This window comes from Cohnella rhizosphaerae, from assembly GCF_029525575.1.
GTDB classification, from domain to species: Bacteria; Bacillota; Bacilli; order Paenibacillales; family Paenibacillaceae; genus Cohnella; species Cohnella rhizosphaerae.
Genome location: NZ_JAPDIA010000008.1, coordinates 1,005,943 through 1,027,694 on the forward strand (window position 1 = coordinate 1,005,943; position 21,752 = coordinate 1,027,694).

The window sequence follows — 21,752 nt, forward strand, 5'->3', positions numbered from 1 at the left end:
GGTGAGCGGCAGCTCCTTCTACGGATTTATCCGCGACGAGTATACGACACTTCCCGAGGCGAAGGATCGCCCGCTTTTTATTTTCCTCGACATCCTATGGACATACGAAAAAAACCGAGGACGCGCTCAAGCCCGAGACGGGAAGGTACGTGGCGGCCGAGCAGATTCGCGATATCGCACACAACGTTTTTTACGAATTCGCCACCCCCCTCGATCCAATACTTGATATGGCTGATCGGCCAGCGCATCCTGACCCGCTTTCCCCAGCTCGCCGAAGTCCGGTTCGAATCGAACAACCGCACGTGGGAAGCCGTGATCGAGCCCGCAAATGGAACATCTGCCGGGGTGTTCACGGAGCCTCGTCCGCCGTACGGCTTCCAGGGCTTCTCGATGACCCGGGACGATCTGCTGTCGGCGCCGGAGATGCCGTCGTGAAGGGCCGCCTAACGACGCATGTGCTGGATTTGTCCCAAGGGAGGCCGGCCGCCGGCGTCAAGGTACGGCTGCGCCGACTCGCGGACGATGAGGCCGAGGGTCCGCCGGGCTTGCTGCTCGCGGAGGCGGAGACGAACGCGGACGGCCGGCTGGAGGAGCCGCTGCTCGCGGATGGCGGATTGGAACGGGGCGTGTACGAACTAACGTTCGATGCGAACGATTACTTCTGCAGAGCGGCGGACGGGAAAGACTCGAACAACAAGCCGATATTCGGTTCGGTGCCCGTCCGCTTCCGCGTGGACGACCCGGATGCGCATTATCACATTCCGCTGTTGGTCGCGCCAGGCGGCTATAGCACGTATCGAGGGAGTTGACCGGCCATGAGCGAACGCTACGATCTACTCGTCAAGCGCGGGACGGTCGTCCTGCCCGCCGACGTCGTCGAAGCGGACATCGCGGTGAAGGACGGTGCGATCGCGGCGATCGAAGGCAGCATCGACGAGCGCTTGGCCGCCCGGACGATCATGGCGGACGGTTGCCTCGTCATGGCCGGCGTCATCGACGGGCACGTCCATCTCAACGAGCCGAACTTCGGGCACTGGGAGGGCTTCGCTACCGGGACCGCGGCGCTTGCCGCCGGAGGCTGCACCGCCTATGCGGATATGCCGCTTAACGGCAATCCGCCGACTGTGCATCTGGATGCGCTGCGTCAGAAGGAGCGGTTGGCGGCCGGCAGCTCGGCCGTGGATTACCGCTTCTGGGGCGGCCTCGTGCCTGGGAACCTGGACCATCTGCGGGAGCTGGCGGACGCCGGCGTCGTCGGATTCAAGGCGTTCATGTCCAATCCGGGCGGCGAAGGCGAAGGACGGTTCCGCGAAGTCGATGTCGCGGAACTGCGCGCCGGCATGGAGAAGATCGCCCAGATCGGCGGATTGCTCGCGCTGCACGCGGAGAGCGAGGCGATCACCTCCGGCCTGGCGGATCGGATGCGGCGCGAAGGGCGCATGGGTCCGCTCGATTACGCCGCCTCCCGGCCCGTCGAAGCCGAGACGTCCGCGGTGGCGGAGGCGCTTGCGCTGGCGGAAGCTACGGGCTGCCGGCTGCACTTCGTCCACATCAGCTCGCCCGAGGCGGCTCGGCTAGTCGCGCGTGCGCGCGGTCGCGGGATGGACGTCAGTTCGGAGACTTGCCCGCATTACTTAACGCTGACGGATCGGCATATGGCGGCGCTCGGTCCCGTCGCCAAGTGCGCCCCGCCTTTGCGGGACGCCGCGCGGGTCGAAGCGCTGTGGGCGCTTTTGAAGGCCGGGGAGATCGATTTGATCGCGTCCGATCATTCGCCTTGTCCGGAGGAGATGAAGCTCGGTCCGGGGCTGACGTTCTTCGACGCCTGGGGCGGCATTGCCGGCGCGCAGCACACGCTGGAGCTGATGCTCGAAGAAGGGTGGGCGAAGCGCGGCATGCCGCTCACGCAATTGACGGCATTGCTGTCGGCCAATCCCGCCCGAAGATTCGGCTTCTATCCGCGCAAGGGCGAGATCGCCGTCGGCTTCGATGCCGACCTGGCGATCGTCGATCCTTCCCGCCCCCGCACGATCGCTCGCGCCGAGCTGCTGCATCGGCACCCTCACAGTCCTTACATCGGGAGGCGTCTCAGCTGCAAGGTGGTCGCCGCCATATGCCGGGGAACGACCGTCTACGCGGCGGAGGACGGCATCGTCTGTCCCGGCGCCGGCAGGCACTTCGGCGCGATACCCGGCCCCGGGCATGCCGACGGATAATCCGCTCGTTCGATATTCATCCTGACGGCAACCGAAAGGAGGGCGCGCATGAAAGCCGGTCCGAAGGCGGACGCATTCGCCGAATTAACCCCTTTGCTGGAGCGCCTGGCCGCCTTCGGCGCCGACGAACGGGGCGCCGTCACGAGACTGCTCTACTCGCAGCCTTGGCTCGACGCGCAGACGTTTTTGGCCGAGAGGATGCGAATGGCCGGTCTCGAGGCTCGATTCGACCGGGTCGGCAATCTGTACGGCCGGCTGCCGGGGTCGCTCCCTGGCGCGCCCGTCGTGCTGACCGGCTCGCACATCGATACCGTCCGCTCCGGCGGCCGGTACGACGGGGCATACGGGATCGCGGCGGGGCTGTTGGCGCTGGATTATTTGAAGCGCACCTGCGGCGCGCCGCGGCGAACGTTGGAAGTCGTCTCGCTCTGCGAAGAGGAAGGGAGCCGGTTCCCGCTCGCGTACTGGGGCTCCGGCAATGCGACGGGCGCCTACCGGCTCGAGGACGCCTCCGGCCCCGTCGACATGGACGGCATCACGCTGAAGGCGGCGATGACGTCGAGCGGATTCGGACGCGGCGATCTGCCGGATTGCCTGCGGACCGGCCTCGGCGCCTTCGTCGAGCTTCATATCGAGCAGGGCGTCGTCCTGGAGCGGACCGGGCACGCGATCGGTCTCGTCACGACGATCGTCGGCCAGAGACGGTACGCGCTCACGGTGTCCGGCGCGAGCAATCATGCGGGCACGACGCCGATGTCGATGCGGTCGGACGCGCTGGCCGGCGCCGCCGAGATGATCGCGGCGCTTGAACGCGCGGCGACCGAGGCGGGAGACCCGCTCGTGGCAACCGTCGGCAGGCTGGAGGTCGTCCCCAATACGCCGAACGTGATCCCGGGGGGAAGTCCGGTTCACGCTGGACCTTCGCCACGACCGAGAAGAGACGCTGGATCGGTTCGCCGGAGCGACGCTTGAACGGTTCGAGGCGATCGCCGCCGGTCGGGGCCTCGCCCTGAAGCGGCGGGCATGGTTGACGACCGAGCCGACGCCGATGCACGCGGGCCTCGCTTCTTTGCTTGAGCGCGTCTGTCTCGACAAGGGCCTGTCCGTCCGGTCCATGGTCAGCGGCGCGGGCCACGACGCCCAGCTGTTCGCGCGAATCTGCCCGGCCGCGATGCTGTTCGTCCCGAGCCGGGGCGGGGTGAGCCACTCCCCGGACGAATATACGTCCCCTGCGCTCCTGGCCGAAGGGGCCGCGGCGCTGACCGCCTGTCTCTACGCCTTAGCCTACGAAGAGGAGTGGCCGATTTGAACGATCAATTCGATCGGAGTCTGTATCCGGAGCTGTCGCCATCCCAGCGGATCATCATGACGCCCGGACCGGTCGAGGCGGATCCGCGCGTCCTTCGGGCGCTGTCCTATCCGATCCTCGGTCAGTTCGATCCTGAATTCACGACGTTGATGAACGAGACGATGCAGCTGCTTCGGCATCTGTTCCGCACGGAGAATCGCCGGGCGTATCCGATCGACGGAACTTCCCGCGCGGGCCTCGAAGCGGCGCTCGTCAGCTTGATCGAGCCCGGCGACCGCGTCCTCGTTCCGATCATCGGCCGCTTCGGCTATTTGCTGTACGAGATTGCGGAGCGCTGCGGCGCGCAGGTGATCGCCATGGAGCGGGAGTGGGGGGAGCGTCTTCCCGCCCGAGACGCTGGCGGAGGCGATCCGGCGGGAGCGGCCGAATCTGGTCGCGCTCGTTCACGGCGAGACTTCGACCGGGCGGATGCAGCCGCTCGGCGGCATCGGAGCTGTCTGCCGCGAGGTCGACGCGCTTCTCGTCGTCGATGCGGTCGCGACGATCGGAGGGACGGCGGTGGACACCGACGCGTGGCTGCTGGACGTCGTCGTCGGCGGCACGCAGAAGTGCTTGTCGATTCCGTCGGGCATGGCGCCGCTGACGTACAACGATCGGGCCGAACGGAAGCTGCTTGCCCGCAAGCGGATCGAACGTGGACTTCGTATCTCTGTCGAAGAAGACCGCGCCGGACAAGAGGCGCCCATACGCAGCAACTACTTGGACCTTGGCCAGCTGCAGGATTACTGGAGCCCGCATCGTCTGAACCACCACACGGAGATGACCTCCATGCTGTACGCGCTGCGGGAGGGCGTTCGAATCGCATTGTCGGAAGGGCTTGAAGCCCGTTTCTCCCGCCATCGCCTTCACGAGTCGGCGCTTACGGCAGGCCTGTCGGCCATGGGTCTCGAGCTGTTCGGCGATCCGGCGAACAAGATGCCGATGGTCGCCTGCGTCGTCGTCCCCGAAGGCGTCGACGGCGAGCGCGTGCGCGGCATGCTGCTGCACGGCTTCGGCATCGAGATCGCCGGGGCCTTCGGTCCGCTCAAAGGGAAAATATGGCGGATCGGCACGATGGGCTACAGCTGCAGGCAGACGAACGTCTTGCATACGCTCGGCGCGCTGGAGGCGACGCTGCTGCGCTGCGGATTCCGGCTCCCTGCCGGCGAAGCCGTTCAAGCGGCACTCGGCGTCTACGAACGCTCCGGTTTTTCATGCTAAGGCCAGTTGCGTTTCGTTTCCATAAGCGGAGAGACTACTAAATGAAGTGATGAACCAAACACGCCATAGCACGCCATCAAACCATAAGCGGACGGGAAGCACTGAAGCCAGTGTCTCTCCGTCCGCTTTTGTTCAGGTTCTATCGGAAAATCGGACATCGGTACGCCGAAAAGCGCAATTGTACCTATTTTTAAAGCCATATTGCTTACATAATGAATCTAGCCTGTTATGTAAGCGTTATCATATATTGGATTTTACATGGTATTTCTTGCTCAAGAGTCAGCCTGACTGGGAAAGGGGGGATGTTGCGGAGCGTACGGTAGGCAGCTGCATGGCGGCCGAAGGGAAGACAACGCGCCCTTTCGCGGTCTGTTCGTGGCTTCACGACCCATTCAAAAGGAGATGATGTTCGTCATGTTCAACTTTTCGTCCAAGCTTCGCATCCTCTTGCTGACCATTGCCCTTCTCGCGGCACAAGCGGGCATCGCGATTCCGCAAGCGCAAGTCGCAAGCGCCGCCATCAATGGGCTCGGCCAGAAGCCCTATATGGGCTGGAGCAGCTACAGCATGCAGGTTTATTCGGGCAGCACTCCCTTTATCACGGCCGCCCAGATCAAGGCGCAGTCGGATGCCATGCATGCCACGCTGCAGTCGCACGGCTACGAATATATCAACATCGACGCGGGCTGGAACGGAAGCATGGACGGATACGGACGGCCGGTCCCGAGCACGACGCTTTACCCGAACGGCTTTCAGGACGTCATCGACTACGTGCACAATAACGGACAGAAAATCGGCATATACCTCATTCCAGGGCTGTCGAAGGACGCTTACAATGCCAATCTGCCGATTTACGGCACGACTTCCTGTCACATGCAGGATATCGCCGTCCAGCCGCTTACGACATCGGACTACTGGAACATCGGATACAAGATCAACTTCTCGAATCCTTGCGCCCAGAGCTACATCAACTCCATCGCCGATTTGATCGCGTCCTGGGGCATCGACTTCGTGAAGTTCGACAGCGTGACGCCGGGCTCCGGCCATAACGATACGTCGATCGACGCGCGCGACGACGTGAAGGCGTGGGCGACCGCGCTGGCGCCGCATGGCATCTGGTTCGAGCTCTCGTGGGCGCTCGACCATAGCTATGTCGATTACTGGAAGAAGTACGCCAACGGCTGGCGCGTCGATTGGGACGTCGAAGCTTATCAGCCAGGCGTGAAGCTGACCGAATGGAACAACATCGCCCGCCTATTTCCGGACGCAGAAGTCTGGTGGCGCGACGCGAGGCCGGGCGGTTGGAACGACTTCGACTCCCTGAACGTCGGCAACGGAGCGATGGACGGCCTGACCCAGGACGAGCGGCGAACCGCGATGACGTTATGGTCGATGTCGTCGGCGCAGCTCTATACGGGCAACGACTTGACCAATCTGGACAGCTTCGGCATCGGGTTGTTGACGAATGACGAGGTGATCGCGGTCAATCAGGCGGGACGCCCGGCGCATCCGGTCTCGACCGCGACCAACCAGCAGGTATGGTACGCCAATAACGGGGATGGCAGCTATACGGTCGCTCTGTTCAATCTCGGCAGCGCTGCGGCGACGGTGACGGCGAACTGGAGCGACATCGGCCTGTACGGCTCGGCGACGGTCCGCGATCTGTGGACGCATTCCGACCTCGGCACGTACGCGACAGGTTACAGCTCCGTTAATCTCGCTCCGCATGCGTCCCGAATGCTGCGCGTCGTATCGAACGGCGGCGCCAACGTCGTAAACGACGACGATACGGGCATTTCCTACACGGGAAGCTGGCAGCGGAGCTGGAATCGCGGGCTCGGCGATTTTAAGGATGACGTTCACTATACGCAGACGAACGGCGACTATTTCGAATTTGCGTTTAACGGAACGGGCATCGATCTGTATACCGAGAAGGATTCGTCGCAGGGTAATGTCGATATCTATGTCGACGGCGTTCTGAAGCAGACGGTCAGCACGTACAATGCGACGCGGCAGACGCAGCAGAAGGTGTATAGCGCTTCGGGGCTCGCTAACGGCGTCCATACGTTGAAGGCGGTGAAAAAGACCGGTACGTATATGCTGCTCGACAAGCTTTCGTATAACATAGCTGCGCCGATCGAAGTGAACGATACGGACGCTAGCATCACGTACTCGGGTTCCTGGTCGACCAGTACCGCGCGCGGCTTCGGAGATTACCACGACGACGTCCATTACACGATGACGAACAACGATTATTTCCAATATGCCTTCAATGGGACGGGAGTCGATCTCGTTACCGAGAAGGATTCTTCGCAAGGGAATATCGACATCTACGTCGACGGCGTCTTCAAGCAGACGGTTAGCACCTACAACGCGACGCGGCTCGCGCAGCAGACCGTCTACAGCATCCGCGGCTTGACAAGCGGATCCCATACGATCAAGGGCGTGAAGAAGTCGGGTACGTACATGCTGCTCGACAAGCTGAGTGTCCGCAGCAGCCGCATTCAGCTGAACAATACGGACGCAGGCATAACGTACTCCGGCTCCTGGTCCCTGAGCGCGAGCCGCGGCTACGGGGATTACAACGACGATGTGCAGTTCACGGCCGCCAACAACGATTACATGCAATACACGTTTAACGGAACGGGGATCGAACTGTTGGGCGAGAAGGCATCGGATCAGGGCAACATCGACATTTATATCGACAACGTCCTGCAGACGACGGTGAACACGTACAACGCGACGCGCCTTGTCAATCAGCCGATCTACAGCACAAGCGGATTGGCAGCCGGCACCCATACGATCAAGGCCGTCAAAAAAGACGGGCACGTACATGCTGGTGGATTCGCTGCGCGTGACGGTGTGACGTATTAAACCTTCGTTAAGCATACGACGGCAGCCGGCCCATAAGCGCGGCTGTCGTTTTCCTTCCTTTAGGAGGGGTTTTCCATCGTTTTGTCGAATTTAAGATGAAAATCAAGTCACTGGAGGCTATCCATGAATCCTAAGTTTACGCATACGCAATACCTTGTCAGAAAACAAGTAATGTCGTTGGTGGGGGCAAAGATCGATATTTTCGACGGCAGCGGACAACCGGTATTATTTTCGCAAATGAAGGCGTTCAAGCTAAAAGAAGATATTCGGCTGTTTTCCGACGATACGATGCAGGAAGAGCTCATCTCGATTCAGGCGCGCAGCATCATCGATTTCTCCGCGATCTATGACGTCGTCGACTCGACCACCGGAGAAAGCCTCGGTTCTCTTCGCCGTAAGGGCGTGAAGTCGATGCTGAAGGACGAATGGGCCATATTGGATACCAGCGAGAGAGAGATCGGGCTCATAAAGGAAGACAGCGCGCTCATGGCACTGCTAAGAAGGTTTTTGACCAATTTGATACCGCAAAAATTCCATGTGGAGATGGGCGGCGCGCCTGTTGCGTTGTTCAAGCAAGACCTCAATCCTTTCGTCGGTAAACTGAAGCTGGACTTCTCTCTCGATAAGGGCAACCAATTGGACCGCAGGTTAGGACTGGCTGCAGCGGTGCTGTTGGTTGTCATCGAAGGACAGCAAGGATAGAAAATGATTAAGCGCCTCGTGTAGAGGCGTTTTATTTTTTTGGCCTGAACCGACGCCCACATTTGGCGAGGCTTCATCGTATTAGCGGTGGGGGGAATATAAAGGTGAGTCTTTTTTGCGCTTTCAATATTAGCATTTTGAATTACATTGTAAGGGGGTCTCGGCATGTCTCTTCGATTAAGGCTTACAATCGCTAGACTTATGGTTCCCCTGCTCGGCATCTTACTGTTCGGGGCGTGCGCTCAATATGCGGAGAATGCCGATGCAAACGAATCGAAGCCTATATTTACCGACGTCGCTGGAGAATATTATCACTTTCTGGCGCTGGACACCGACGGCAACGTGTGGGGATGGGGCACGAACATCGGGAATCAGCTCGGCGAATCGGATCAGAGCTATCTGGTCGTGCCCGCGAAGATAAAGGGGATCGGCGATGTGAAGCTTATTTCCGCCGGATACGGACATTCGACCGCCGTCAAAAAGGACGGAACGGTCTGGAAGTGGGGGTCGAACGCGGCCGGCGCGCTGGGCGTCGATCCGGACAAGCTCGATTTCTCGGCTAAACCGATGCAGGTGCAAGGTATCGACCATGTTCAGGCTATTGCGGACAGCGCTTACTATACGTTTGCCTTAAAAGAGGACGGCACAGTCTGGGGATGGGGGGCAAACGAAAAGGGACAGCTGGGCATCGGGCGCTTCAGCGCGCAGGAATCGCAACCGGTGCAGATCCAATCTCTGCCCCGGGTCACGGCCATCTATGCGACATTTAACGAAGGCTATGCAGTCACTTCCGACGGCAACGTATGGAGATGGGGAGCCGCGCTCAAGTGCGACAGCGTATGCAAGGAGGCGCCTTCGGCCGAGCCCGTGCGATTCGAGGGTTTGAGCAGCGTGCAATCGCTGTCGGATGAGATCGCGATCCTGCAGGACGGCACGGTCGCCAAGTGGGGCATCAACTACCAGGGCAGCTTGGGAACGGGGTCTACGGAATACGCCTACTTTGACGATCCGGAGCGGCTTCCTAGCCTTGAGAACATCGTCAAGGTGTCCAAGACGCATGCACTCACGAAGGAGGGCCAAGTCTGGGCTTGGGGCCGGAACGACTATGGGCAGGTCGGCGACGGCACGAAAAAGATTACGCCAAAGCCGATTCTGTTGACCGGCATCGATCAGGTCATCGACATAACGAGCGGGGAAGAGGTCATCGTAGCGCTTAAGCAGGACGGCACGCTATACGAGTGGGGCAGCAACCGGAACGGGGAGATCTCGAATGCGGGAGCCGACATACTGCCTCCGACGCCGGTGCCCTTTACGGTGCCGTCCGTCAACTACGCGCTCCCTATTCCGAGAGATCCTGGCACCTGGACATTTTTGGACGAAAAGGGGAACGTAATTAAGGACAATCAGCTTTACCTGCGCGTGAAGCCGTTCTCGGAGGGCAAGGCGGCGGTACAGCGAGCGTCCAACAATCTGTGGACATTCATTAAGACCGACGGCAAGCCGGCGTTTTCGGACAATTTTATAATCGTGAAGGACTTCCACCAGGACAGGGCCGGCGTAAAGCTCCAGGATGGCTGGCATTTTGTCCGAACGGACGGCAAGCCGTTGAATCAGGACCGCTACACCAATGTCGATTCATTCGCGAACGGCCTCGCTCCTGTCTTGGTGAACGGCAAGTGGGGTTATCTCGGGCTGGACGGAAAAATGAAGATCAAGCCGCAATTCGCGGCCGCTCAGCGATTCGAGAACGGATTGGCAGCCGTGCAGACGAACGGTAAATGGGGCTTCATCGATTCGACGGGCCGATTCGCCGTCAAAGCCCAATATGCCGCTGCCGGCGCCTTCGCTGCGATACAGACGGCACCCGTCAAGCAAAATGGCAAATGGGGCTTCATCGACAAGTCGGGCGCGTGGAAGATCAAGCCTCGGTATGAGGAAGCGAAAAGCTTCTCGAACGCCGGATTGGCACCTGTCAAACTGAATGGCAAATGGGGCTATGCCGACCTCTCCGGCAAACTTGTCATCGCGGCGCAGTACGAGGACGCTTCAACTTTCCAGGAAGGCTTGGCAAGCGTCAAGAAAAACGGTCTGTGGGCGGTCATCCAGCAGACGGGCAAAGCGCTGACGCCGTTCCAATTCACTGAGATCCAGCAGTATCAAAATCATGTCGCATGGGCCGTGACAAAGACGGATAACGGATATATCGACATGTCCGGCAAATGGTACTTCAAGATGAAAATCCAGAAATGGTGACCGAAAGGGACGCATAAATCAGCGGGGGAGGGAAGGCGAAGACTAAAAATTTCGCCGAACGATGAGCGGCCTTCAAACGGAAAAATACGCGCAGAACATGCATATAAACGATTCGACTACAACGAAATCGCGAAAGGCGATTCACGAAGCGTTGCCTGCGATCGATAAGTTCGCCAGAGCGGGCTACATGGCTAAAGGGACCGTCTATATCATAATCGGGGCATTGGCAATGATGACCGCGGTCGGGCATCGAAAGGAAACGTCGGATACGAAGGGTGCCATTGAGACGATCGGCGCACAGCCGTTAGGCGGCATTCTCCTGCTCATACTTGCCGTCGGGCTGGCGGGATTCTCGGCTTGGCGGTTTGTCCAAGCATTCGCGGATCCGGACGGCGAGGGAGGGGACGTAAAAGGAATCCTCGTACGCGCCTCTCGTTTTGGCGGAGGTATCTTCTATTCGGTAATCACCTATCAGGCGGCGAATACGATCTTGGGCGGCCGGCCGTCTTCGGATAACAACGAACAGACGCTGACAGCCGTACTTCTGCGGCAGCCGCTTGGCGCTTCGTTAATTGCTGCAGCCGGACTTGGCTTCGCTATATATGGGATTATTGAGATGGTCAAAGCGATACGCAACTCTTTTACGGACTCATTCAAATTGGATAAAATACAACCCGCTATGTATCGATACCTTGCGGCTACGGCGAAGTTCGGTCTGTGTGCCAGGGGCGTCGTATTCGGCCTCATCGGTTATTTTCTCGTACGCACCGCCGTCTTTTCCGATCCTGAAGAAACGAAAGGCATGGACGACGCGCTCGCCGAGCTCGCGCTGCAGCCGTACGGCCGCTGGCTGCTCGGCGTAGCGGCGTTCGGGTTCGTAGCGTACGGGCTCTATATGTTCGGACTGGCCCGTTACCGGAAGACCATTTATTCATAACGATTGGCCGCGAATGAAACCGTCCGTCCGCGCTCTTCCTTGAAGGGCTTGGGCGGTCGGTTTCATTACGTTACCGGGATATCGCGGACCTTATGAATTTCATATTCTTTCATTCATAATTTCATATTCCGGGGCCCGAACGATTGAAAAAAAAGAACCGGGATTTGATGTAAGATGTAGACAAGAGAGCAAGTTCGATTAGGAGGGTGACGGGCTCTGGTTGCGTTGTTTATTTTCCGCTATTTCGGCAGATCCATGTACCGAAAAATGATGCTGACGTCCTTTCTCATTATCGTGCTCACGGTGTCGGCGCTCGTGGCGAATTTTTATTCCCGTACGGCGGGGGGATTTAAAAAAGGCAGGCCGTCGAGACAAGCGAAAGAGCGATGCAGCAGTCCGCGGTCGCGTTCAATTCTTATTTGGAGAATGTTCGCGGCTTCGCCTGGAGCAACTTCAGGGATTTTGAATTTCAGAAGTTCGTCCAAAGCATGGGCAGCAATCCGGACGCGCTGAGCAAATACACGGGCGATTTTACGATTTACGTGAACGACAACCCCATCGTTTGGTCCATTACCGTCGACCAATTAAACGGATTTTCCCTAAGAGCCGGAAACGCGATCCCGGATATGCTGCCGGAGGAGAAGGCGCGCATCGCCCGCATCGCCATCGAAGCCAGCGGCAAAGGCGTATGGGTGCCGTCGACCATTTACGGATTGAACGCGGACCAGATGGAGCAAACGCTCACTTTTGCGCAGGCCATTCGCAGCATCTCGCTCACTTCTCCGGGTCCGATCATCGGCGTCATGATGTACAATCTGTCTTTCTATTCGTTAGATCAATGGTTCAAGAAAGTAGAAGGAGACCAGTCTAACCGTACTTATATTGTCAAGGCGACCGATGGTACCATCGTGCATTCCCTCGTTCCGGCGGAAAGGGGCGAATCCCTGCTTAGTCCCGCAGATCTGAAATCCGTCAAGAAAGCGAAAGGCGGACACTTCTATTCAAAAAGGGATTTTGGATCGGCTTTGGTCCTATACGAGAAATTGGAGCGTTCCGACTGGATGCTCGTGACGATGATGCCGGTGAAGCTGCTCATTAAACCGGTGAACGATTTTACGAAGAGTACCCTGTTATTCGGATCCTTAAGCTTGCTTTTCTCCATGCTGTTAGCCGGGGTGTTCTATTCTCGGACGATTACGCCTCTTAAAGAATTAAGCAAAGGCATGAAGGCGATCGAAGTCGGAAATTACAAGGTTAGCCTCCCGGTTAGAAGCTATGACGAGTTGGGATACATCACGTCGTCGTTCAACCGAATGGCCAAGGAAATCAACCGTCTGATTATGAAGGTATACGAATCTGAAATCATCAAGAAAAACGCGGAAATCAAAAGCTTGCAATCCCAGATCAATCCACATTTTCTTTATAATACGCTCGGCATCATCGATAGTTTATCCGCCATCGACGGAGATGCCAGAATATCGTTTATCAGCAGATCGCTCGCCAAAATGTTTCGTTACAACATCAGCGGCGAAGATATCTCGACGATGGGGGGCGGAAATTCAACAAATCCGTTTGTATTTGTCTATTCAGAAGATCCGGTTCGACGAGAAATTCGATTATTCGGTTTACGTCGAACCGGGGTTGGAGCAAGCGCCGATTCCGAAGATGCTTCTGCAGCCGATCGTGGAGAACAGCATTCTCCATGGCGTAAGCCGAAGCCGTCAATCCGGAATCGTCAGAATCGAAGCGACAAGAGAAGACGGAGATCGCGTGCAGGTGAAAATTTGGAACAACGGCATGCCGATCGATTCGGAAAGACAGGAATGGCTCCTTGCAAGATTGGCCGGAACGCCTAAAAACGGAGCGACGGTCGAAAACCGTTCTTCCATCGGCTTGCTGAACGTTCAGTCGAGGATCAGACTGCTATATGGCGACGATTGCGGCGTTTCTTTCGAAAGCACCAGCGCGTACGGGACGACGTTTACATTGACGTTAAGGAACAAGGTGCATAAGGGAGGAAACGAAGAATGAGATACATCGTTCTTGACGACGAGCCGATCATACGCCAGGGCGTTATCCATAAAATTCGGCAGACGGGATTGCCGCTGCTATTCGCGGGCGAGGCCGACGACGGCGTATCGGGGCTTGAATTGGTTCGATCGGCGAAGCCGGATATCGTGTTGACGGATATCCAGATGCCGGAAATGAACGGCTTGGAGTTCATTCGCAACGCCAAGACCTTGTACCCGCGGATGGAATATATCATTCTGAGCGGATTCGACGATTTCGAATACGCCAAGAAGGCGATCGGCTACGGCGTGAGCCATTATCTCTTAAAACCGGTGGAGGACGATGAACTATACGAGGCCTTGAGCGGCTTGATCGAACGGCTGCAGGCGGAGAACTACCGCGACAAAATGGTCTTAAAGCTGCAGCAGCAAGCGGAGACGGGGCAGGAAGCGGCGCGAAGACAATCGCTCACGCGGCTATTGAACGAAGAGGAAACGAACATCGCGGATCCGTATTTGGACGAACTGTCCGTCGGCTGCGTTGCTTTTTCATCGGTCGTCTTGCAGGTGGAGCCGGTCAAATTGCCCCATTATTCGTTCGCTGAGGACGAAGAGGACCTGATTTGGTTCTCGGTAAAAAACATCATTACGGAAGGGTTTAAGGCCGGAGGCGTCGCGGGCTTGCTCGTTCATAGCTCGCTCAACCGCTGCGAATTCGTCTATGTGTTCGGTCTCAAAGCGGGCCAGGATCGCTCAATCGTCCTTTCCGCAGCCGACACGGTCGCTTACGGCGTTCGCAAGTATTTGAAAATCAACGCGGTGGTCGGGATCGGTCCGTTCGCGGATAAGCTTGACCGCATCCAGGAGATTTACCGCGAAGCGAAGCAATCGGCTCGGAACGCAGTGCTCCATGGCGGCAACAGGGTGTCGCATTGGACCGCGCAGCTCCCCTATAAGGCAAACAGGCAATCCCTCATCGGCAGCGAGGACGGCAAATTGCTCGCGGAATGGCTGGAACGTCTGGATGCGGATCAAATCATTCGATGGACGAAACGGCGCCTGGGCGCGATCGCGCAGGATTCGAATTCCGTTTTCGTGCAAATCGAATGGTTTTGCGTCGATCTCTATCTGCTGTTCAACAAGTACTTGCTTGCCAATGCCGTAAACGCGGAATGGACGATCGGCGAGTTGGACGATCTGCTGCGCTGGCTGCAGCAGGTCACGCGAATCGGCGAAATCGAAGAACGGATGATCGGTTTGGCTTCGAACGTGATCGGCGTTCTTGCCAGAAGCGGAGACCGGTCGGGCAAAGAGGTGATGGAGGTCGTGCGGGCGTATATCGATCATCACTTCGCCGAGCCTTTATCCCTGCAGTCCATCGGCGAGCGGTTTTCCATTCATCCGAACTACTTCTCCAAACGGTTCAAAGAAAAATACGGCGAAAGCTTCATCGAATATTTAACCTCGCTGCGAATGAAGATGGCCGCCGAGCTGCTAAGCGACACGGATTTAAAAATCCATCAAATCGGGGAAAGAGTCGGCATCGAAGACGCAGCCTACTTCGGAAGCGTCTTTCGCAAGTGTTACGGCGAGACGCCTAAGCAATACCGGGAACGCTTACATTCAACTTAAAAATTTCATATCGAATCGGAATAAAACGTTAAGATATTCGCTTAAACCTTCGAATGGGCGGACCTATAATTTAAACAAGCAAGACGAAACGTACACGAGGGGGAAGCTGGCTAGAATGAAAAAGAAGATACGCATGTCCGCTGCATCCATGTTGTTGCTGACGATCGCTTTAACGACCGCCGCATGCGGAGGGAACAACGGTAACGGCAACGCGTCTGGAAACGCGTCTCCGAGTACGAACGCCGCCCCTGGGAGCAGCGCCGCCGCATCGGCCTCCGAATCTCCGGGCGCTTCCGCGCAAGCGGAGCCCGTAGAGATCGTCGTGTGGGATAAACCGAGCGCGGACGCGGCCGACAAAGCCTTTAAGGAAGAGGCTTTCGCCGCTTTCGAAGCGGAGTACCCGAACATCAAGGTCACTCACGTCGAGCAGACCAAAGAGAAAGAACGCGAGCAATTCATGACCGCGGTAGCCGGCGGGGAGCAGCCCGATCTTTACAAGAACCCGTATCCGGACATGGAATCTTACATCGCGCAGGGCATTGCGGCAGACATTACCGATCTTTGGAACGGCTTCGAAGGGAAGGACGGCTATCTGCCTTCGTCCCTGAACGCCGCAACGGTGGACGGCAAAATCTACGGCGTTCCGAACGATATGTACGTCACGGGACTTTTGTACAACAAGCAGATGTTCGCCGACGCGGGACTCGACCCGGCTGCGGCCTTGAAGGACTGGGACTCGTTCGGAGCGGCCGCGCAGAAGATGACGGACGCCGCCAAGGGGACTTACGGCTACGCGATCCTCGGCATGGATTGGGCGGATTGGTTCTTCGAGTACTACGTATGGCAAGCGGGCGGCGATCTGACCGAGAAGCAGCCGGACGGCACGGCCAAATTGACGTTCACGTCCGACGCGACGATCAAAGCCCTGCAATACTACAAAGACTTAAAATTCAAGTATAAAGCGACGCAGAAGAACGTCGTACAGAGCCTTGACGACAATCAGAAGGACTTCTATACGGGACGCGCGGCTTCCATGATCGCGGGATCCGACTGGATCGGGGGCCTCGTAGCCAAAGGCATGGACCTGAACAACATCGGCTTCTCCGCCTTGCCGGTCGGTCCTTCCGGCAAAGCGCCGGCGCAGGTCGGCGGAAGCTACTGGATCCTCAATCCGAAGTCTTCTCCCGAAAAGCAGCAGGCGGCCTTTACGTATGCGACCTATGTGACATCGAAAGCATACCTCGAATCGTTGCTGCAATACAACAAGGACAACGGCATGTTCCCGAACCTGCTATCCGTCCGGACCGACGTCGACGTGACGGATTTCGTCGACGGACTCCCGGCGGAGGTCGTGAGCGGCGTTCAATCGGCTGCGAAAGACACGCATCTGGAATATTTCCTTAAAGCGCGCCTGAGCCCTTATATCGTCAAGCCGATCCAACAGGCGCTCCTGGACGAGAAGACCGATCTGTCGGCCGTGCTGCAGACGGCGCAGGATCTCGCGCAGAAGGAAGTCATCGACAAGTATAACGAGGAAGTCAAAAAAATAAGGGGGATCGGGATTCTCTCGAAGAGGGAATCCCGATGCTGTTCCAGGGGTGAACGAACCGTATGACCAGAATAACGAACATCCGTTGGATGCCCGTCTTGTTTCTGTTGCCGTCCGTGCTGTGCTATTTGTTGTTTAAATACTATCCGTTGTTCAGCATGATCCGCGTCAGCTTCTTTCGCTACAGCATCGTCAATCCCCAGGGGCGTTCATCGGCCTGGCCAACTATACGGAGTTTCTTTCCTCGTCGACCTTCTGGCAAGCCGTATCCAACACGTTCGTGTTTTTTGCGCTTTATCTGGGTCTTACCTTCTGGATACCGATCGTGCAAGCGCTGCTGCTCAGCGATATTCGCAAGGCGAACGCGTTCTTTCGCTTCATGTACCAATTGCCGACGATCATGCCGGCGGTCGCGGGCGTACTCGTCTGGAAATGGATGTACAACCCCGACTACGGCTTGCTGAATTATTGGCTCCAATTTTTCGGCCTTGGCCCGTATATGTGGCTCAACGACTTGAATATAACGAAGCTGGCCATCGTATTGCCCGCGGTGTTCGCGGGCAACGGCATCTCGCTTCTGCTTTATTATTCGGCGATCAAATCGATTCCGACGGAAATCTTGGAGGCGGCGAAAGTAGACGGAGCCAGTCCTTGGAGAAGAATGTGGACGATGCTGCTGCCGAACATCCGCTTCATAATCGTGATCCAGTTCATCGCCTTCATGTCCGGCGTCCTGCTGGCTTACGACAATATTTACGTCATGACGCAAGGCGGCCCTGCGGGAAGCACGACCGTCGTATCGATGCTGGTCGTGAACACGGCGTTCCAGCAATCGCGCTTCGGGATTTCGGGCGCCATGTCCTTGTTCATGTTCTTCGTGATCGCTTTATTGACCGTTCTGCAAAACAAAATCTCCGCTGAAAAGGATTGAGCGATATGAAACGAACGCGCATGGCGGAGAAAGGGCAGCGGTCTCTTACCTTTACGGCTTACGCGGTGACGATTCTCTTTACGGTTTTTTCCCTTGTTCCCGTGCTATGGATGGTTTCTTCGGCGTTCAAATCGGATAAGGACATCGACGCCTATCCGCCCAAGTGGATCCCTCAGATTCCCCAATCGATCCGGGTCACGCTCGATTATTCGGGACTTGGACCGATGGAGCGGGCGGATTACGAAAAGGATGCCATGGAAGCGACCTGGTTTCCCTGGATGAAGAATATACGGGAGAATATCGGCGAAGTCAGAATTACCGGCATCCGGGACGGCAAGAGGATCTTCCAAGCCTTTACGGCTTCGTCCTCGTTTCGGGCCGGACAGCCCTCGATCGTTCCTTCCACGTTGTTTACCGATCAGTTGATGGATCGCAAGCTTCCGATGATTCGCGAGAAAAAGCTGTCCAAGTTTACTTGGTACGGGGACGGAGGAGGCGACGTTTCGGACAGGAAGGGCGTGGCGGAGAGCGAGCTTTCGTCGCGGTTCGCGGATTTTTACGGTTCTTCGGAGATCGTTCAGGGAAAAGTCGCGACGATCGAGGAGAAACAAGCCTGGATCCGCATGTTCGACAGCTTTATTTCGGTGAACAAGATCGCGATGAATGCGGCCGGTCCGCTTGGATTCACGAAATATTTCATCAACAGCGCGATCGTGACGCTGTCCTCGGTGGCGATACAGCTGCTGCTCGGGGGATTGGCCGGTTATACGCTCGCTCATCTGATTCCGAACAAAAAAGTGGCAGTTCTTTTTGGATCATGTTCTTCCTGGCGACGATTATGATACCGGATATTTCGCTGCTATTGCCGCTGTATTTGCTCATGAAGGATTTGCATCTGGTCAATTCGCTTTGGGCGATCATTTTGCCTCATTCCGCCTGGGGCATCGTTATATTCCTGTTCAAAGGCTTCTTCGACCAAATCTCGAAGGAGCTCCTGCAAGCGGCGAGGGTCGACGGAGCCTCCGAATTTCGCACGTTCCTTCAGATCGTCGTTCCGCTATCCGTGCCGATCTTCGCGGCCGTCGGCGTATTGACGTTCATCCCCGTTTGGAACGAATTCGTCTGGCCGCTTGTCGTGAACAACCTGCCTCAATATTGGACGTTTACCGTCGCGCTGAACGATCTGCAAAATCAGAGCAACGTCCAACAGAACATGATTATGGCCAGCTCGTTTATTTCGATGATTCCTTTGCTCGTCATTTTCGTCTTCGCTCAGAAGTATATCGAGAAGGGCGTCGCGTTCTCGGGCGTCAAAGGATAGCAGAAAAGGTCGGATGATCGACGCAAGGAGGAGGCGATTCACATTCTTTCGGTGCATCTGCTTTGCGAATACTTGCCGAACCCCGTAGCGATCCAGACGGAATCGCCTTGCTTCAGCTGGCAATTAAGCGCCGACGGTCGCAATCGGTCGCAAACCGCGTATCGGGTCACGGTTGCCGACGATCCGGGGAAGCTGAGCGCGCAGCGCGATTTGCACTGGGATTCGGGCAAAGTCATTTCGAATAACAGCTTTCACGTCGTCTACGAGGGAATTCGGTTGGAGAGCGATACCCGCTATTATTGGCGCGTCGTCGCCTGGGACGAAACGGATCGCGAGGGGGGAGCCCAGCGAAACGGCCTCCTTCCATATCGGGCTGCTGCATGAAGCGGATTGGTCCGGACAATGGATCGGCGCGCCGGATATCGCGGGCTCTCCGTTATTCCGCGGAACGTTCTCGGTCGGCAAGCCGTGCGAGCGCGCCGTGGTTTACTTCGCTTGCCTCGGATATGGGGAGCTCTACTTGGACGGCGGCAAAGTCGGCGATCATGTGCTCGATCCCAACTGGAGCGACTACGACGATCGGACGATCGAAGGATTGCTTTACCCTTATGACGATAACGGAAAAAAGTCGGTCTATTACGTGGCCTACGACATCACTGCCGAATTGACCGTGGGAAAGCATCGTTTCGGCGCGATGTTAGGCAACGGATTTTACAATCAAACCGCCCGTACGGTCGAAGGCCGAATGTCTTACGGGACTCCCCGTTTCCTGCTTCAATTAAATATTCAATACGCGGATGGCAGCGCGGAGCGTTTCGTAAGCGACGGCAGCTGGCGCTGCGAATGCGGGCCGATCCTGTACGACAATGTTTTCGTAGGCGAGGTTTATGACGCCAGGCGCGAGATCGAAGGATGGAGCGAGCCGGGCTTCGACGAATCGGATTGGCAATCGGTCCGAATCATGACGGCGCCCAGCGGTGTGTTAAGGGCGCAGCAGTCTCCGGCGGATAAAGTCATGGGCACGATTCGGCCGATAAGCCGAACGCAGCTCGGAGACGGTTGTTACGTCTACGACATGGGTCAAAACTTCTCGGGATGGGTCAGATTGCGGGTGAGATCGTCGCCCGCCGGCTCCCGCTATATCCTCAGGTTTGCGGAAGAGCTGCACCCGGACGGCACGCTCGACTTTACGAGCGCGGGCGGAACGGACCAAATTCAGCATGACGTCTATATTGCGAAAGGCGACGCGATTGAAGATTACGAGCCAAGATTCGTTTGGCACGGGTTTCGTTACGTTGAAATATCGGGATTTCCCGGCGAGCCGGCGGACGACGCCGCGATCGGCGTTATCGTACACGCTTCGGTCGATTCCGGCGGTTCTTTCGAATGCTCGGACGAGACGCTTAACCGTATTCAGCGTATGTACCGTTGGTCCCAACTGAGCAACCTGCACGGCGGCGTTCCGAGCGATTGCCCGCATCGCGAGCGATTGGGATACACGGGGGACGGCCATATTACGGCCAAGGCCGCCATGTATAACTTCGGAATGGCCTCCTTTTACCGGAAGTGGGTTCAAGACATCGGCGACGCGCAGAACGTTCGGACCGGCTTCGTTCCCCATACCGCTCCCTTTAACGGCGGCGGAGGCGGACCGGGTTGGGGAAGCGCCTATGTCATCGTGCCTTGGCTTGCATACCGGGCTTACGGCGATTTGAGCCTGCTTCGGGACCACTATGAGGGCATGAAGAGATGGGTCGACTATCTCCATGGCTGCACGGATGACGGATGCATCGTCGAGCGAGAGGAGCCGGGGAGCTGGTGCCTGGGCGATTGGTGCATCCCGGGTTCGATCGAACTTCCGGAACGCGTCGTGAACACTTATTTTCATGCTTATGTCACGCAATTGCTCGGACGCATTGCGCAGGTGCTGGGCAGTGGAGAAGATCAGCGACGCTACGAGGCACGATACGCCGATATTTGCTTGGCGTTTAATGCGCGGTTTCTGGACCCGGATCGGAATCGCTATTCGATCGGCAGGCAGGGAGCGGATCTTTTCGCTTACGCGCTCGGCTGCGTTCCGCCCGAACGGGAACCGGTCATCCGAAACCGGCTGCTGATGCAGTACGCGGAGGAACAAGGGGGGCTGCGTGGATACGGGCATTTTCGGAACCGGTCTGCTGTTCGACGCGCTGGCCGATTGGGGCGAGACGGATACCGCGATCGCGCTGGCCGTCCGAGACGAATATCCCGGATACGGCTTCATGATCAAAAACGGCGCTACGACCCTCTGGGAGAGATGGGACGGGCTGGAATCCCGCAATCATCCGATGTTCGGGAGCATCAGCGCCTGGATGTTCGAGCATGTGGCGGGCTTGCGCATGTGCGAACAATCCGTCGCTTTCGCGCGAATGGTCGTGAAGCCGCCGGTTACTTCGAAGCTCGCATTCGCCAAGGCGGAGATCTCGACGATCAGAGGAACGTATGCCGCCGGCTGGAAGCGGGACGGGGATTTATTGATGCTGGAAGCCGCCGTGCCGGTCAACGGGTCGATCGTCATCGAGCTGCCGGATCGCTTGCGGGAGTCGATCTCGCTCTTCGAAAGCGGGCAGCCGCTGTTCGAGGGCGTCGATTATGTAAGGGAGGACAACCGAATCGTTCTGGGGTCCGGCAAATATCGAGCGAGCTGGTCAGCTCGTTCCTAACCCAAGTAAATTAATGGAAAGGAGGTGACGATGATCGAGCAAGTCGCCTTATGTTGA

18 protein-coding genes and 3 pseudogenes are annotated in these 21,752 nt (G+C 57.4%); all 21 read left to right on the forward strand.

What is annotated here, in order from left to right:
- Position 1: 1 nt before the first annotated feature.
- Positions 2-226: a hypothetical protein gene (locus OMP40_RS40545; protein WP_338131253.1), complete on the forward strand. Its 225-nt coding sequence runs from the start codon at positions 2-4 to the stop codon at positions 224-226.
- A complete protein-coding gene (locus OMP40_RS28215) occupies positions 223-435 on the forward strand; it encodes a tunnelling fold family protein (protein WP_277536284.1) in 213 nt (70 codons plus the stop codon). Before OMP40_RS40545 ends, OMP40_RS28215 begins: the two co-directional genes overlap by 4 nt.
- On the forward strand, positions 432-809 hold the full coding sequence (gene uraH / locus OMP40_RS28220; RefSeq protein ID WP_277536285.1) for a hydroxyisourate hydrolase: 378 nt from the start codon (positions 432-434) through the stop codon (positions 807-809). Before OMP40_RS28215 ends, uraH begins: the two co-directional genes overlap by 4 nt.
- Positions 810-815: 6 nt before the next feature.
- Positions 816-2,216: an allantoinase AllB gene (gene allB, locus OMP40_RS28225; RefSeq protein ID WP_277536287.1), complete on the forward strand. Its 1,401-nt coding sequence runs from the start codon at positions 816-818 to the stop codon at positions 2,214-2,216.
- 48 nt (positions 2,217-2,264) lie between these two features.
- Entirely contained in the window at positions 2,265-3,188 is a 924-nt protein-coding gene (locus OMP40_RS28230) for a hydantoinase/carbamoylase family amidase (protein WP_277536289.1), read from the forward strand.
- Between the two features lie 55 nt (positions 3,189-3,243).
- Positions 3,244-3,525, forward strand: coding sequence for a M20/M25/M40 family metallo-hydrolase (locus OMP40_RS28235; protein WP_277536291.1), 282 nt, complete (start codon positions 3,244-3,246; stop codon positions 3,523-3,525).
- Positions 3,526-3,581: 56 nt separating this feature from the next.
- Positions 3,582-4,785, forward strand: a pseudogene (locus tag OMP40_RS28240) (pyridoxal-phosphate-dependent aminotransferase family protein).
- A gap of 414 nt (positions 4,786-5,199) precedes the next feature.
- Positions 5,200-7,659 carry a glycoside hydrolase family 27 protein gene (locus tag OMP40_RS28245; RefSeq protein WP_277536294.1) on the forward strand — a complete coding sequence of 820 codons (2,460 nt, stop codon included), beginning with the start codon at positions 5,200-5,202 and terminating at the stop codon, positions 7,657-7,659.
- 123 nt (positions 7,660-7,782) lie between these two features.
- A complete protein-coding gene (locus OMP40_RS28250) occupies positions 7,783-8,361 on the forward strand; it encodes an LURP-one-related/scramblase family protein (protein WP_277536296.1) in 579 nt (192 codons plus the stop codon).
- Between the two features lie 165 nt (positions 8,362-8,526).
- Complete coding sequence (locus tag OMP40_RS28255) at positions 8,527-10,614, forward strand: RCC1 domain-containing protein (RefSeq protein ID WP_277536298.1); 2,088 nt, start codon at positions 8,527-8,529, stop codon at positions 10,612-10,614.
- 151 nt (positions 10,615-10,765) lie between these two features.
- The gene (locus OMP40_RS28260) at positions 10,766-11,551 is read left to right on the forward strand and encodes a DUF1206 domain-containing protein (RefSeq protein ID WP_277536300.1); all 786 of its coding nucleotides are present in this window, start codon (positions 10,766-10,768) and stop codon (positions 11,549-11,551) included.
- Positions 11,552-12,711: 1,160 nt separating this feature from the next.
- Positions 12,712-13,068: pseudogene (locus OMP40_RS42395) on the forward strand (sensor histidine kinase); the annotation flags it as partial.
- Between the two features lie 148 nt (positions 13,069-13,216).
- Positions 13,217-13,582, forward strand: coding sequence for a sensor histidine kinase (locus OMP40_RS42400; protein WP_420872050.1), 366 nt, complete (start codon positions 13,217-13,219; stop codon positions 13,580-13,582).
- Positions 13,579-15,192 (forward strand): response regulator transcription factor, encoded by a 1,614-nt coding sequence (locus OMP40_RS28270; protein ID WP_277536306.1) that lies wholly within the window; start codon positions 13,579-13,581, stop codon positions 15,190-15,192. The genes OMP40_RS42400 and OMP40_RS28270 overlap by 4 nt, the downstream gene beginning before the upstream one ends.
- 115 nt (positions 15,193-15,307) lie before the next feature.
- Entirely contained in the window at positions 15,308-16,807 is a 1,500-nt protein-coding gene (locus tag OMP40_RS28275; RefSeq protein WP_277536310.1) for an extracellular solute-binding protein, read from the forward strand.
- Between the two features lie 214 nt (positions 16,808-17,021).
- Positions 17,022-17,672, forward strand: a complete 651-nt coding sequence (locus OMP40_RS28280; RefSeq protein WP_277536312.1) for a carbohydrate ABC transporter permease — start codon at positions 17,022-17,024, stop codon at positions 17,670-17,672.
- 5 nt (positions 17,673-17,677) lie between these two features.
- Positions 17,678-18,514 carry a hypothetical protein gene (locus OMP40_RS28285; protein WP_277536314.1) on the forward strand — a complete coding sequence of 279 codons (837 nt, stop codon included), beginning with the start codon at positions 17,678-17,680 and terminating at the stop codon, positions 18,512-18,514.
- Entirely contained in the window at positions 18,490-18,993 is a 504-nt protein-coding gene (locus OMP40_RS28290) for a carbohydrate ABC transporter permease (RefSeq protein ID WP_277536316.1), read from the forward strand. The genes OMP40_RS28285 and OMP40_RS28290 overlap by 25 nt, the downstream gene beginning before the upstream one ends.
- 51 nt (positions 18,994-19,044) lie before the next feature.
- The gene (locus OMP40_RS28295; RefSeq protein WP_277536317.1) at positions 19,045-19,377 is read left to right on the forward strand and encodes a glycoside hydrolase family 78 protein; all 333 of its coding nucleotides are present in this window, start codon (positions 19,045-19,047) and stop codon (positions 19,375-19,377) included.
- 97 nt (positions 19,378-19,474) lie between these two features.
- Positions 19,475-21,109: pseudogene (locus OMP40_RS28300) on the forward strand (family 78 glycoside hydrolase catalytic domain); the annotation flags it as partial.
- Positions 21,110-21,140: 31 nt separating this feature from the next.
- Positions 21,141-21,695, forward strand: a complete 555-nt coding sequence (locus OMP40_RS42405) for an alpha-L-rhamnosidase-related protein (RefSeq protein WP_420872086.1) — start codon at positions 21,141-21,143, stop codon at positions 21,693-21,695.
- Positions 21,696-21,752 lie beyond the last annotated feature (57 nt).

Excerpts from the sequence above, each read along its gene's own strand:
- OMP40_RS28250 (WP_277536296.1), top strand. The coding sequence starts at position 7,783 with ATGAATCCTAAGTTTACGCATACGCAATACCTTGTCAGAAAACAAGTA.
- OMP40_RS42400 (WP_420872050.1), top strand. The coding sequence starts at position 13,217 with ATGCTTCTGCAGCCGATCGTGGAGAACAGCATTCTCCATGGCGTAAGC.
- OMP40_RS28255 (WP_277536298.1), top strand. The coding sequence starts at position 8,527 with ATGTCTCTTCGATTAAGGCTTACAATCGCTAGACTTATGGTTCCCCTG.
- OMP40_RS28285 (WP_277536314.1), top strand. The coding sequence starts at position 17,678 with ATGAAACGAACGCGCATGGCGGAGAAAGGGCAGCGGTCTCTTACCTTT.
- OMP40_RS28270 (WP_277536306.1), top strand. The coding sequence starts at position 13,579 with ATGAGATACATCGTTCTTGACGACGAGCCGATCATACGCCAGGGCGTT.
- OMP40_RS28245 (WP_277536294.1), top strand. The coding sequence starts at position 5,200 with ATGTTCAACTTTTCGTCCAAGCTTCGCATCCTCTTGCTGACCATTGCC.
- OMP40_RS28275 (WP_277536310.1), top strand. The coding sequence starts at position 15,308 with ATGAAAAAGAAGATACGCATGTCCGCTGCATCCATGTTGTTGCTGACG.
- allB (WP_277536287.1), top strand. The coding sequence starts at position 816 with ATGAGCGAACGCTACGATCTACTCGTCAAGCGCGGGACGGTCGTCCTG.
- OMP40_RS28230 (WP_277536289.1), top strand. The coding sequence starts at position 2,265 with ATGAAAGCCGGTCCGAAGGCGGACGCATTCGCCGAATTAACCCCTTTG.
- OMP40_RS28290 (WP_277536316.1), top strand. The coding sequence starts at position 18,490 with ATGTTCTTCCTGGCGACGATTATGATACCGGATATTTCGCTGCTATTG.